This window comes from Rhodopirellula baltica SH 1, assembly GCF_000196115.1.
Lineage (GTDB): Bacteria > Planctomycetota > Planctomycetia > Pirellulales > Pirellulaceae > Rhodopirellula > Rhodopirellula baltica.
Window position 1 is genome coordinate 1,122,036 of record NC_005027.1, and the last position, 14,048, is coordinate 1,136,083.

9 protein-coding genes and 2 tRNA genes are annotated in these 14,048 nt (G+C 56.0%); 3 read left to right on the top strand and 8 right to left on the bottom strand.

All coding sequences use genetic code 11. From position 1 onward, the window contains the following. Nucleotides 1–110: 110 nt before the first annotated feature. On the bottom strand, nt 111–1,007 hold the full coding sequence (locus RB_RS04135) for a polyphosphate kinase 2 family protein (RefSeq protein ID WP_011118674.1): 897 nt from the start codon (nt 1,005–1,007) through the stop codon (nt 111–113). A 225-nt stretch (nt 1,008–1,232) separates the two neighbouring features. Further along, nucleotides 1,233–1,847, bottom strand: a complete 615-nt coding sequence (locus RB_RS04145) for a hypothetical protein (RefSeq protein ID WP_007333116.1) — start codon at nt 1,845–1,847, stop codon at nt 1,233–1,235. Between the two features lie 410 nt (nt 1,848–2,257). On the opposite strand from RB_RS04145, the gene RB_RS04150 reads away from it, so the two are divergent. Beyond that, a tRNA-Ser gene (locus RB_RS04150) sits at nt 2,258–2,346 on the top strand. Nucleotides 2,347–2,473: 127 nt separating this feature from the next. Next, nucleotides 2,474–2,546 (top strand) — tRNA-Lys (locus RB_RS04155). Nucleotides 2,547–2,714: 168 nt separating this feature from the next. Here the strand turns inward: RB_RS04155 and RB_RS04160 are convergent. Both RB_RS04160 and RB_RS04165 read right to left on the bottom strand, forming a co-directional pair. Next, nucleotides 2,715–5,867 (bottom strand): DUF1583 domain-containing protein, encoded by a 3,153-nt coding sequence (locus RB_RS04160; RefSeq protein WP_231846202.1) that lies wholly within the window; start codon nt 5,865–5,867, stop codon nt 2,715–2,717. A 94-nt stretch (nt 5,868–5,961) separates the two neighbouring features. Next, nucleotides 5,962–7,509: a sulfatase family protein gene (locus RB_RS04165; protein ID WP_164921496.1), complete on the bottom strand. Its 1,548-nt coding sequence runs from the start codon at nt 7,507–7,509 to the stop codon at nt 5,962–5,964. Here RB_RS04165 and RB_RS04170 point away from each other — a divergent pair. Beyond that, nucleotides 7,508–9,373 carry a hypothetical protein gene (locus RB_RS04170; protein ID WP_231846203.1) on the top strand — a complete coding sequence of 622 codons (1,866 nt, stop codon included), beginning with the start codon at nt 7,508–7,510 and terminating at the stop codon, nt 9,371–9,373. The two genes, RB_RS04165 and RB_RS04170, sit on opposite strands and share 2 nt — an antisense overlap. 268 nt (nt 9,374–9,641) lie before the next feature. On the opposite strand, the gene RB_RS04180 is transcribed toward RB_RS04170, so the two are convergent. The 4 genes from RB_RS04180 to RB_RS04195 are packed head-to-tail and all read right to left on the bottom strand — an operon-like array spanning nt 9,642 to nt 14,048. Further along, nucleotides 9,642–10,286 (bottom strand): RluA family pseudouridine synthase, encoded by a 645-nt coding sequence (locus tag RB_RS04180; RefSeq protein ID WP_007333120.1) that lies wholly within the window; start codon nt 10,284–10,286, stop codon nt 9,642–9,644. Nucleotides 10,287–10,306: 20 nt separating this feature from the next. Further along, nucleotides 10,307–11,197 carry an NAD(+)/NADH kinase gene (locus RB_RS04185; RefSeq protein ID WP_007325558.1) on the bottom strand — a complete coding sequence of 297 codons (891 nt, stop codon included), beginning with the start codon at nt 11,195–11,197 and terminating at the stop codon, nt 10,307–10,309. Then, nucleotides 11,197–13,104 carry a 1-deoxy-D-xylulose-5-phosphate synthase gene (gene dxs / locus RB_RS04190; protein WP_007325559.1) on the bottom strand — a complete coding sequence of 636 codons (1,908 nt, stop codon included), beginning with the start codon at nt 13,102–13,104 and terminating at the stop codon, nt 11,197–11,199. The genes RB_RS04185 and dxs overlap by 1 nt, the downstream gene beginning before the upstream one ends. After that, the gene (locus RB_RS04195; protein WP_193427779.1) at nt 13,101–14,048 is read right to left on the bottom strand and encodes a polyprenyl synthetase family protein; all 948 of its coding nucleotides are present in this window, start codon (nt 14,046–14,048) and stop codon (nt 13,101–13,103) included. The genes dxs and RB_RS04195 overlap by 4 nt, the downstream gene beginning before the upstream one ends.

A 14,048-nucleotide genomic window follows, 5' to 3' on the forward strand; every position in this document is an offset into this window, starting at 1 on the left:
CTGGCGAATCGGAGTTTGTGCGGTCACTCATGTCGGAACAGTGAGTTTTCAGACGGATCCGCGTCTGACAAGGCACCCTACTGGAGAAAACCGCAATCGAGCGTGGTGAATCACTCGTTCATCTCTTCCAATTCGCGTTCGTAGAGCCGCCGGATCTCATCCAAGTCAGCATCGATCTTTGGCAATTGCGGGTCCATGTCACGCAGCGTGTCGCGAACGATCGCCGCCACCGAGGCGTCGCGGTACCATTTTTTGTCGGCCGGGATGACGTGCCAAGGAGCGATTTTTGAGTGGCATTTGGCCATCGCATCTTCGTATGCCTCGCGGTAGTCGCCCCATTTGTCGCGAGCGGCGTAATCGCCAGCGTTCAGCTTCCAGTGCTTCGTCGGATCATCGAGCCGTTTCTTGAATCGCTCGAGTTGTTCCCGAGGACTGATGTGAAGGTAGAACTTCAGGATTCGAGTGCCACGATGAGCGAGTAGCTTTTCGAAATCGTTGATGATCTCGTAGCGATCCTTCCAAACCGACTTTGGTACCAAATCCTCCACTCGCACGACCAAGACGTCTTCGTAGTGCGAGCGATTGAAGACGGAAACCTTGCCGGCCGCGGGCGTCGCCTTGTGGATCCGCCATAGGAAGTCATGAGCTCGCTCTTCCGAAGATGGCACCTTAAACGGATAAGTTCGGCAGCCCTGCGGGTTCATCTGGCCGAGCACTTTGCGGATCAAGCCATCTTTGCCCGCCGCGTCGGGAGCTTGCAAGACAATCAGCAGCGATTGCTTGCCTTCCGTGTACATGCGGTATTGCAGGTCACGAATTTCGATGTTGGCAGCTCGAGTGAACGCGCGACCGTGGTCCTTGCCTTCAAACGGTCCTGAACACTCGGTGTCGATCTCCTTCAACGACACCTTGTCCTTCGAAAAAGGCAATCGATGAGCGTCAACGAAATCAAATTTAGGATCGAGATCCCAATCTGGTTCGTCGAGTCGTTTGTCTTCCGTGCTCACGTGGTTTTCTCGATCAGGAGTGTGGAGGTGTATCAGGCGGATGGGATTGGATTTGCCAAGCTGGGCAATGCATCCAATCAGCCGTTTTGGCGTTCGCGGGTTGTTGATTGAATGAGCCGTACCGCGTCAGCGGCGGTTGATCAGACGCCAACCGGGGCTGATGCCCATCGGCTAATTCAGTTGTTGCTTCTGCGGGTTCCCTTTTCGGAGCCTCCCGGGCATCGGTCACTGCAATTTGCGGATCACGACATCATCGAACTCGTTCAAGTCATCGAACGATCCCAAGCCGACTCGTCCCGCACCGAAGGTCTTGTCGACGACGCTCATGTGAGGCGTTTCCATGTCGTCGAAATAAATCTCAATCTTGCCGTTCTCGATATCTCGACGGAGCAGCACGTTGTGCCAATCATTGTCCCACGGAGTCAGCTTTTCGTTGGTTGTCAAAGCCAATCGGGGAGCGTCGTTGACGATCATGATTTGACCGCTGTGTGGGTCGGGCTTGGCACCCAAATGGACGTAGTAGAAATGGGCGGAATCTTGATAGCCAAAGAACACGCAGCAATCTCGGTGGTTGCCAGTGTCCAGCGTGCTGCGGACGCGGAATTGAATTTCAAAACTGCCAACCTCGAGGTCTTTGACCAACGCCACATGTCCAGGGCTGCGGGTTGGTGGCGTGTACTCGGATTTTCGATCGGTGATCTCGATCGATCCATTTTTGGATTCTCCCGAAGGTGTATTCAGCTTCCAAGTCTTCGGATCGAGGTATTCCCATTTGTCGTCGCCACTTTCAAAGTCGTCTTGGAAAACGACTTTTGCCGGCCGAGTGTCTTCGGCGGACACCAGCGGGGAGTAGGCGGAGAGAGTGGATGCCGCCAAAGCGGCCGACAGAACGTTCGCAAAAAGAGGTCGCATGGTGTTCGTGATCAGGTGGGGACGTGGTGGGAATGCGGCGGTTCGTCAAATTCAACGAATTCGCGAATCGACGTGGAAAGAACCAGTGTAGTGCAACGAAACAGCCCGCGGCAGAGTTCACAGGACAGCTAATTGGAACGGATTCCTCCTGGTTTGGGTTCCAATTGAGGCGACTGAGTCGGTTGCGACATCCGGTGGGGTTCCGAACCTCAAAAAAGTTCCTCGTGTCAGGCTGTCAGAGGCCAGAAAGGGTTGCAGCGGAAAGCGGAATGAAGCACAATCCCGCCTGACCGAAACACGTCACGCGGCGGCAACGTCCCGCGGGCACGTTTCCACCAGGAGCGGTGGCTGAGTGGTCGAAAGCGCCGGTTTGCTAAATCGGTGAACCGGGAAACTGGTTCCGCAGGTTCGAATCCTGTCCGCTCCGCTTGAACTCGGTCGGCCAGTTTGCTTCTGCAATTGGCAGGTTTCTTTCTCTGATATTCGTTCTCGAATGTTGGTGAATTTTGCTTCACCGTTTCGGTCTAGTTCAAACCGGCGATTCGTCGTCGGTCGAGAGTGTAGCTCAGTTGGCAGAGCATTCGACTTTTAATCGAATGGTCCTGGGTTCGAGTCCCAGCACTCTCACTTCTTTTTCCTTGGCCCCGACGTGGGCGAGCGGCCCAGCAGCACTTGTGCGTCGCGTTTGCCGCAAAAAGATGATTGGTTGATCGATCAACGAGCTCAAGTGGCGCGTTGGTCGAGATGGCACCAGGCCAATCGCGAGAGTACGCCCCACGCCGGAGGCTGACGCCGCTACGGATCGATGCGATCAGCGTGGGCCGTCACTCGCTTGAGCAGCACGCGGACTTGGCGGCCTTCGCCATCTGCGTGCAATATGAACCTCAGGTCATCTGCCAGGATCGGATGGTTGCCAACTTCGAGTTTGCCAAGAACCTTTGCGACTTCATGTCCTGCCTCTTGAATGAGGACGTATAAAATTTCTTGTCTGCGAGCCACGCGAAGAAGCTGAACATTGGAAGCGGGGTAGTTTACCAGTTCGGTGTAATCAAACTTGCCGGTCTCTGAAACCTGGCGAAGCTGCACCTCACCTGTTTTCCGGTTGCTGGGCGAGATCGCGAACTTAGCGTGAATCGATGTCTTCTTCGGATCGCGAAACTCTGTCTCGAGGAAGACAACACTTTCACCTCTCCCAGCTGGCGGATCCAATCTCTCCACGTCCATCTCAGCCGCCACATCGAAATCACCATGCAGTGCGAATGGAAGCGTCAGCCCATGGCCAGTCCACGTATCCGATCCCGGTGCGGTGATGAGCAAACCTTTCTCGGTCGCTTGAAGCGATGAGGATTGGCCGATTGTTTGGGTCGATCGCTGCACGTCCTGATCCGAATAGTCCAGCGTTCTCGATTGCGCCAAAGCATCGCGTGATTGTCCAAGCTGTGCGACAGAAAGTGAGGGCATGACCGCGGGCCCTGAAAGTCGATCCGCGCGAACGGTCAGAGATTTCCAGATCGCTTTGGCGTGACCATTCCTGGTGGTCTCAACCACCAAGCGTATTTTTGCCGAACCGGCGGACTTCTTCGGAACTGTTTCGCTGTACAGATATCGAAACTGCGTCGAATCGTGGGCTGCAAACAAATAGTGGATCTGATCGCCGCGTCGAACTAAACGTAGCTTGCCCGAAGTCGCTGCTTCGCTCGTTCGGAACGGAAAGTGAAACGTTCGCTCTCCTTCTCGAATCGTGAAAATCGCCGACTGGACAATCTGTTCCCCGATCTCTTTCTTTGCGTATCGAGTGAACTTTCGGTACAGAACGCAATCCGTTGATCGCTCCGGCAGTGAAACCTTGAGGTGCACGCTTGCATCGCCACCCTCTTCAACCGCCGCTTCGAAACCAGCAAACTCAGCGGTCAGGTCAAAGTCACCTTCCGTTTCCAAATTGGGCGAGATTCCATACTGAATGTGCTTTCCGCCGGGATGCTCGCAATGAATTCCCTCGTCCACCTGTAAGAAGTGCTTGGTCCAATCGTTCCCTGTCATAAAGAAGCTGTCCAGAGGAAGTCCCTCCGAAAACTCGTGGTGGAAAACGTTCATGCGCTCCGTTCCTTGGACCAATTGTTTCACCGTGTCTTCCGCGAGCTCCTGCTGATCAGCAGTTGGCAATTGCATTGGCCAGTCTCCGCTTAGTACGACCTTGCGAACGAGAGCGGTCGTTTGATCACAAAAGTGAAACAGGCCGAACTGGTGAGTCTGTCCTGGATCGATGGAAGCGTGGAAGACGCTTTCACCGTTCAGATGCAATTCAATGCTTTCACCAAACCGAACGATCTCCGCTCGGTTCCACTGATCATTTCGAAGCAAACTTGCGGCGTTTTGGTTAATGGGATTGAACCGCAACTCGCCGGTTTCTGGAAGCCAAGCGATTCGGTCGGAATCCAGCAACACAACGTCTCGACCGATTGCGGGATGAACAGAATGACTGCCTCGACGATAAAAGAACTCGTAGGAGATCGTTTCTTGATCACCCAGCGGTCGGCCATATTGCAACAAGCTTTCTTGGAAGGATCCTTTGATCAACCCATGCTGGTCTCCTTTCAAAACCGGCGTTTCGCCGGAACCGTCGCCGTCCAGTTTGGCAGGCGTTTGCACCTGCCAATCACCATCCTTGCCGATTGATTCGTCGAAGTAACTGCTCCATCCGAGCAGACGTTCATCTTCCACTAAGTTCACCATCGCCGGGACTGTTGGATCGCCGGTGATCCTCAGATCACGAACCCATCCGTGCGTGTACCATTGACTGAAAATGGTGACCCAGGGATCAGCCGATGAAACCCGTTTGCGGCAAACACTCCGACCATTGATGAGCGTTTCGCAGAAGCCATTCCGGATGACCAAACGAACTCGCATGGAAGAGCCAATGTCGTCGAGCGGGCGAGGAAGCGAGATCGTTGGATCGTCCCCTGCGAAGTGACCGTTGAGTATCGCGAGATGATCGTGTCCAGGTCCGGCCCAATGCCCTCCGTATCCAAGGCGTGTCTCGCAATAGTCGAACCCGCTCACGATGGCCTCGACTTCGAAATCCCCAACTACAGGAACATCAAAGTACAAGAAGTCGCGGTCGTGCCCACCGGTCTTTTCAAAGTGGCCGCGTTCAAAGGCCCATTGAGCGGCGGGGTAACCTCCCTCTTCCGACAAGGCAGTTGACCTGGAGGTCGCATACCACCGTTGAGGAGTGAAGACCTCTCCGACCTGCGCATCAGGACCCCAGACGGCGTGCATTCGAAATTGCCGCCAATGCAGAGAATAGTAGGCAGCAAAAGCACGTCGCTTCCACCTTTCTGGGAGAACCGACCCGCTTTCACGCCCAAATTCATAGAAGCAAAACAAAAGCGCTAAGCAGGATTCATGCAATGCTGGCAAACGCTCTGCCTTCGCAATCAGTTCTAACGTGGAACCGATGAGCGACTCAACCCGATTGCGGTCGCAGACCAATGGCTCAAGCTCACCGAGCAACCGGACAGCCTCGTCGCTTTCTTCCCGTGCGATGGCGATCAAGGCCTGAGCGATCAAGGCGTGAGCCAGGTCGGCGTCTCTCTCTCCGAGACGCTGCGCGACAGATGCTTCCACTTCGTCCAATTTGCCCAACTGAGTCGCAGCATCGATGAGCAGAGACACAGGCACTACCGATCGAGTTTCACTCGGTGTGAATGGCACGCGGGCCGAACCAGGCCGGCTGCCGCGTTCGCCAGCCAGCATTGCAGCATCCACCAAGACGCTGTCACACCGAATCACGCTCGTGCCGGCAGGGAAGACATGTCCCTGCAGCAGGCGGTACTGTTCCAGTTCGGAAAGATCAGCCCATTGCCGAAACATTCCAGCACTGCTTTGCAGGTTTCCCTCACCAAAGATGTCGTGCAATGCCTGCTTGTCGGCCCGGAAGTCGCTCATTGCAACTCCGTGCGAACAAAACGCGGCCACCAAGAAAATCACGATTCTGAGCAGTGATCGGCTTGGTGATGAGAGAGCGTTTCGGCAAATACCTTCACTCATAATCCCACTTCATGATCCAGGGGTCGTCGTACTTCTTCTGCAGCTTCTTCAGTTTTGCTTGGTACGCCTCCAGGACGTCCGTGTGACTGCTGCTGGTTGCCAGGTTGGTGGACTCATTCGGATCTGCCTCGATATCGAACAGCTCGAATTCGGGACGATGGATGTACTTCCCAACCGTTTGCTGTCCGTACGGTGCGTCCATGCCCTTGGCCAATTGAGCCTGCCACGAACTTGCCGCCCACAAATCGCTAGCGAAGGGGTAGTCCAACGCGTGAGCGATGTTCCAAATCAGTTTGTATTTGCCATCACGAATCACCCGCATCGGGTAGTACATTTGAATTTCGTGGAAGGTATGTGAAGCGAAGATCTCTTCGTGATGTGGTTTGGCTGGATCAGCCAACACGTCCATCCAGCTTCGACCGTGGTAGTGGTCCAGTGGTTTGTTGCCATTGTGGTTGTCCATCGGCGAGACCCCCAACTCGTTTCGAAGTTTCTTGGCGGGAACCAACTTCTTCGGCGCGTTGGTTTTTCGGTCCAATCCGCCGGCGAAATCCAAGATGGTCGGCGTGATATCGATGTGGCTGATCATCGAATCGCTTTCGACGCCACGCTTTTCCTGGTATGGATCGCGGACAACCATCGGAACTCGAAGCCCACCTTCATAAACCGTGGTCTTTCCGCCGGCGAACGCCATTCCATGATCGCTTGTGAACAGAATCATGGTTTTGTCGTAGAGGTCGGCTTCTTTGAGGATCTCAATCAATCTCGCGACGCCTTGGTCAATTCGGGCACATGATTGGTAGTACTGCGCCAACTCAGCGCGTGTTTCAGGAGTGTCTGTCAAAAACGGCGGGATGACCACATCGGCCGGGTCAAAGAAGACCTCTTCGACGCCCGGAAACGAACCACGCCGAGGCTTGTTGCCGAACAAGTCTGGTTTCAGTTCCAGATCCGATGTTTTGTCAACGCCGCCACCGCGGTGTGGATCCGACGTCGCGAAATAAAGGAAAAATGGACGATCATCTTCTTTGTCTGTCAAAAACGGTTTTGCAACTTCGGCCATTTCGACGGCGCTGCGGGAATTGGCCTTCATGTAGGTTTCGTAGTGGTAAACCGATTCGGGCGCGACGTGATACTTGCCAATGTGTCCGGTGCGATAGCCGGTGTTTGCCATCACACGTGGCAAAGCCAACCCAGCGACGTCGTTGAACGAAGCAAACTTGTGATAATGATGTTGATGTCCAAACTGTCCGTTACGATGGTTGTGCAAACCACTCATCACCACACTTCGGCTGGCACTGCACGATGCCGTGGTCGCAAACGCGTTTCGAAAAACCATGCCATCGGCGGCAACGGCATCGATCGCGGGAGTCACCGCTGCTTCGTCGCCATAACAACCCAACGTTGGGCTTTCATCGTCCGTGATAATGAACAAGACATTTCGTTCTGCTGCGTGCAACGACGTCGATGCGAAGAAGCAGACGGCGGCGATTGCTGCTGCGAACACGCAACGGCCTGCTTCGGTCCAAAGATTTTTCATGTTGAAAAAGTGGTTGGGTGGGGGTGAGGTGGGGAAGGGATTCGCGAACACATTCGCGAGGGCACCACTATACCTGATCGTCCTGGCTTTTTTGTCGATTTCGCAGGCACCAGCAATCGTACGAGCCGACGAGGATTTGCAATCACCTTCCAGCCCAAAGCGGGACTCTGGTGACTCAATCGATCGAGTGACCGCCTTCATTCCGTTGCCTGCCGCCGCGGATCCGATCGCGTTGTCGAAACCCGATTCTGCGGGGACGCCCTTGTTTTTGACCCCCGACGTTGCCGCTCGATCGGATTCTCCCAACGCTGCCGACGAGATTTGGTCGGCGTACATCGACCTGTGGAAGGCTCATCACGCGGATCCGAGCCAAGCCGAACTTCGCACTTTGTTTGGTCTGCCGACCGGTGCGGATGTCTTGATCACTCAGCGTCGTGGACGGGTGGCTCCCAGTGAACTGCAATGGCGGCCCGGTTCGTTTCGGGTCTGGCAAACCGATCACTTCGAAATCCTCAGCCAAGCCGACGACGTCGAGTCCCGTCGTGTTGCTGAGTCGCTCGAACGTGAGTACTGGGTTTGGACGCAAGTCTTCTTTCCGATCTGGGCCGGTCGTGACCAAGTCGCATTGGTCACGAACGATTGGAATCGGCAATCCACCACTGCCGATGCGCATTTGAAGTCACTTTCTTCGCCCGCTCGAATCAAGCATGGGCAACGGCACCGAGTCGTTTTGTTATCGGACGCAGAAAGCTACCGAGCCACCGTCGCGTTGGCGTTTCAAAACACCGACTCCAATGCGGTTGCCGCGTCGACCGGTTTCTACAGCGACACGTTGCGACTCTCGTTCTTCTTTCCCCAACAAGATTTGTCGAGTTTGCATCACGAAGTCTGCCATCAACTCTTTACCGAAGCATCCGCCAACGCATCCCGGCGCCGGCCAACTCGCGGGCAGCTGTTCGCAACGGCGACGACGAAGGACTTTTGGTTGGTTGAAGGCATCGCGGGTTATTTCGAATCGTTGCGTTACGAACAATCGTTGGCCTACGTTGGCGGGTGGGAATCGCCGAGATTGCAGTTGGCTCGTTATCAAGCCTTGATCGGTGGCGTTCCCATCGCATCGCTGGGAAATCTGCAAGGAATTCGCGACGACATACAATCCAAACCTGATCTGGCACGATGGTACTCTCAGGCGAGCCTGCGGACGCACTTCCTAATGGACTCGGCTGGCCCCTCCGTTCGCCGATCGTTGATCAAGCAGTTAGCAGATCTCTACTCGCCGTCAAAGAAAGCTGCCGAAGTGGATCCGCCGGCTACGGCAGCTGAAATCAACCCGGCGGGAATACTGCGTTCGCTTCGCGTTGACGACGCTCACATCAGTCAGAATCCGGTCAAGGGCGATTTGTCAACGCTGTGCTTGGCCGGTTGCGAAGTCACCCGTGAAGGTCTTTCCAAACAGAAACCGATCAGTGGTCTGACTTGGTGCGATCTTTCTCGATTGCCAATCACCGACGTCGATGTTCGGCGATTGGTTGCGGACACAAATCGGATGGACCAACTCAGTTTGGAAGCAACCGGCGTCTCGAACGAGATCGTGCCGCTTTTTCGTGGGGCAACGCAATTGCGGGAACTTGACCTCAGTTACACCGCGATCGACGACACCGCAGTTCAGTCCATCCCGTCGTCGGTCGAAACGTTGTGGTTGACGGGCACGAATCTGACCGACCAAGCCATCGACACGCTGGCGGCACTTCCGCGTTTGCAAACGATCGACATTCAACGCACCAAGATCACCGAACAGGGCCTGCAGCGTTTTCGGCAAGCCAAGCCCAACTGCCAACTCAACCCGCTGAACATTCCTGAGTGATTCGCACGCGAAAGTCGAACGCTGATCCACCCAACCTGGACAAAGCCAATTGGGCGCCATGGTAGCTGGCATCTGGGTTTCGCCCCGGATGGCGTCGAATCAACCGCCGCTAACGCGGTGCGGCTCAATGAATCGACAGCCTGTTAGCTCGGGGTGGAAGTCCCGTGAGACCTACCATCTTTGGTCTCTACCGAGATGATAGAAGCCTGAGCAGCAGAACCGTGGCTAACGCCAAAACGGCTCGCGCCGTTGCCTCCAACCGACCTGGTCAAAATGGCAACTCGGGCAACTCAACTTCGACGGCACGCCCGTTGGTCGGGTCTCGGAACGACAACTTCGCCGCAACCAGACGCAGTGCGGACTCGTCTTCCGCGGTTCCATACAGCGGATCGCCGACGATCGGATGCCCGCGGTGAGCCGACTGGATTCGCAATTGATGCATGCGTCCGGTGACCGGCCGCAATTCAATTCGTGAGGTGTCACTCTCCGAATCGTATTCCAGGAAGCTCACCTTCGTTTCCGCTTGCCGTCCATCGGTGGAATCAAGGCCGACGATTTCCACTCGAGCTTCATCGGTCAGCTTTGCGATCGTGTCGTGCCATGGTTCTTGTTTGCACGCTTCCAAGGCATTTCCCTGGACCATCGCAATATACTTTTTCTGAACGTGACGCAAACGAAATTGCTCGCTCAGCAAACGGGCCGCTTTCTTGCGAAGTGCGATCAAAACCAATCCCGACACCGGGCGATCGAGCCGGTGAACCGCGGTGAGGTAGCTGACCGGGTTGCCCGCCTGAGCGAACTGTTCGCGCAAGCACGACTCGAGGCTGTCCGTTCCCTTGGGTGAAGTGGTCGGAAGTCCCACCGGTTTGTTGACGACGACGCAGGCATGGCACTGCCAAAGAATTTCAATCATCGCAGGATCTTGATCACCGATCAGAGTTGACGCAATGCCAAGCGTCCCGACCAACCGAGCTTTTCACGCAAGGTCCGGTAATCATTTTGCCCCGGAACTCGAAGCATTTCGAAGGACACCGGGGCACGGTGCACACGCACTCGATCGCCCGATTTCAGTTGTCCCAAAATGCGTCCGTCGACGACGATGCTGGTCGATTCATTGGGCTCGGTCACGGCTAGTTCCAACCGCGTGTCCGCTGAATCCACCAGTGGGCGATAGGTCAGTGTGTGTGGGCTGATTGGCGAGATCACGATCGCCTGAAGCTGTCGCCTCAGAATGGGACCACCGGCCGACAAGTTGTGTGCGGTCGATCCAACCGGAGTCGCGACGATCAATCCATCGCATCGATACTGGGTCGCCAGTTCACCGTCGGCATACAAGTCGATGTCGAGGATTGCGAACGGGGGGCCGTTCAGAATGGCGGCTTCGTTTAGAGCCATTGATTGTGCAATCACTTCGTCGTCACGAATCAGTTGCACTTCCAGCATGAGGTGACGAATGATCGAGAAATCGCCCTGGCAGACCTTGGGCCAAGCATCCAGGAAATCTTCGGGCGAAAGAGCGGCCAAGAATCCCAAGCGACCGCAATTGATTCCCAGGACGGGTGTTTGATTTTCGCCCATCTGGCGTGCGGATTGCAAAATCGAACCATCGCCGCCGATGACGATCACCAAGTCGACTTCTTTGTCCGAGAAGTCGTAGGTGAATTCAAAGTCCGCCGCGATCAATTCGGCGTGCGACTGGATCGTCGGACGAAGACGCTTCCACGCGGAGGACACGTTCAGCTTGTCAGGGGCACCCAGTACCACGATTCGTGGCGGACGCCCACATCCGCACCAATCGAGTTTCTCTCCGCTTGAGGATGCCATTAAATACCAACCTGTGATCCGACCTCGGAAGCGGCTTCGCGACACACTTCAGCAATCTTTTGAGCCGACAAGGTTGATTGATCCAACAATTGCGATCGATCACCGTGCAGCACGAACTCATCCGGCAATGCCAGTCGGTGGACGGCCCGCGTGTCCAATCGCTGGTCGACGGCGGATTCTAGAAACGCAGATCCGAAGCCACCAACCCGCGTGCCTTCTTCGAGCGTGACCACAAAGCGTCCATCGCTGAGCGTTTTGTGAACCATCTCGGCATCGATCGGTTTGACGAAGCGAGCGTTGACGACGCCGATTTCCAGTTCGCCTTCGAGTTGTTCCGCTGCCGCGATGGCTTGTTCCAGCATCGCTCCGTAGGCCACGATCGTGCCGTCCGTTCCTTCGCGAATCCATTCCGCCTTGCCGATTTCGATTGGCGCCGGTGTGTGGGTTGCTTCGAGAGCGGATGCTTTTGGATAGCGAATGCCGGACGGATGATCGAGCGTCAAAGCCTTGTCCAGCATCATCGACAATTCTTCCGCGTAACCCGGTGCCATCAAGACAAGGTTCGGGAACAAACGCATGTAGCCGATGTCGTACACGCCATGGTGAGTCGGCCCGTCCGGTGCGGTCAGTCCGGCGCGGTCCATCATGAAGACAACCGGCAAATCCTGCAGGGCAACTTCCTGGAAAATCTGATCGTAGCTGCGCTGCAGGAACGTGCTGTAGATATCAACGATCGGACGCATGCCGGTTTTGCATTGCCCCGCGGCGAAGGCGACCGCGTGAGACTCGCAAATTCCAACGTCAAAGAAGCGTTCGGGGAACTGTTCCCGGACGGGCTCGAGTTTGTTGCCTTGGCACATCGCCGCGGTGATCACAGTCACTCGCGAATCGCGTTTCATTGCCTCGCCAATCGCATCGCGAGCGTGCGTTGTGTACGGCGGGCGACCATCGCTGCCGCGGGTGACCGGCGTGCCGCCGCGATCTTCAAAGGCTGGCGGGGTATGGAAGAAGACGGGGTCTTCGGCGGCAGGTTTGTAACCGTGTCCCTTTTCCGTCACCACGTGCAATAAGACCGGACCGGGAGTCTCCTTGCACAGTCGCAGGTACTTCTGCATCAGCGGGATGTCGTGGCCGTCGATGGGACCGATGTAACGAATGCCAAGTTCTTCGAACAGCATTCCGCCCAGCAGTCCGGCTTTGACACCTTCCTTCATCTGAGCCAGCAAACGTTCGGCTGGATCACCAAACATTGGCACTCGGTCGAGTAACTTCGTGACTTCGTGTTTCAGTCCCGTGTAGAACGGATTGCCGCGAAGACGATCCAAGTACTGAGCCACCGAACCGGTGCGATGGCAGATCGACATTTTGTTGTCGTTCAGAATGATCGTCAGATCGTCGCCAAGTTCGCCAGCGTTGTTGAGGGCTTCGAAGACGACTCCGCAGGGGAACGCACCATCACCGATTACCGCGACCGTTCTTCGGTCCTTCTGGTCCATCAAGATGTCGCCGCTGCGAAGCCCAACCGCGGTGCTGACGCTGCAACCCGCATGTCCGGTCATGAACAAGTCATAAACGCTTTCGTGCGGGTTCGGGTAACCCATCAATCCGCCGGCGGTGCGAATCGTTTCGAATCGGTCATAGCGACCGGTGACCAGCTTGTGCGGGTAGACCTGGTGGCCAGTGTCCCAGATCAATCGATCGGTTCGAAAATCAAACTCGCTGTGCAACGCCAAGCAGAGTTCCACGACGCCCAAGTTCGACGCGAAGTGGGCGGTTCGGGTCGCGAGCAAGTTGCACAGCACGTCTCTGATTTCGACGGCGGCGTTGCTCAGTTCGGTGCTGGACCAATTGGCCAATGGCGTTGCGTCCTGCAAGCCGGCCAGCAATGGGTGTTTTTGATCAGTCAATTCGTACGCTCCAAGACAAAGTCCGCCAGTTTTCTTAACCGCTGGCCAGCTGTTCCGAACAACTGCAACGATTCGTGCGCCATGTGGATGGTGCTTTCCGCGTGGGCTCTCGCCCGGTCCAGACCCATCAACCCCGGGTAAGTCAGCTTGCCACGGCCGTCGTCTTTGCCCGTTCGTTTACCAAGTCGCTCATCCGTGGACGTGCAATCAAGTAAATCATCCGTGATTTGAAACGCGAGTCCAAACGCTTTAGCGTAATCGGTCAAGGCCGAAACAGCATTAGTATCCGCTCCGGCGGAAATTGCGCCCATCGCCGCACAGGCTGTAAACAGAGCCCCCGTTTTGCGGTGGTGGATTGCTTCGAGGTGTTTGAGGGCAGCATCCGCCCCCCCGAAGTCCTCGACGGTGTACTTCTCGGCATCCAAGTCGTCCGCTTGGCCCCCGACCAACCCGGCCGGTCCGGCGGCGGTCGCCAATGTGCCGATCAGAGCGGCTGATTTGGTGGCGTCCGATGTGCTGTGGTGCAGGTGAGCAAATGCCATCGATTGCAGGGCATCGCCAGCCAAGATTGCCGTCGCTTCGTCGAATTCGATGTGCGTCGTCGGTCGACCACGCCGCAAATCGTCGTCATCCATCGCTGGCAAGTCATCGTGAATCAACGAATAAGCATGAATCATTTCGACCGCGACAGCCGACGGCATTGCCGATTCCGCATCGCCACCGCAAGCTTCCGCGGCCATGATCGTCAGCATCGGACGGAGCCGTTTGCCGGGCGCCAGTACCGCGTATCGAATCGCCGCGGCCAGACGCTCGGGGACACCCGGCCGGTCTTCGCACGCAGCTTGCAATGCCGCTTCCACCGCCGGTCGGCGAGCGTCCATGTAGTCCTTCAATGATTCATTGGAATCGATCGGTTGTTCACGACGATCCCCCGACGCTTGCAC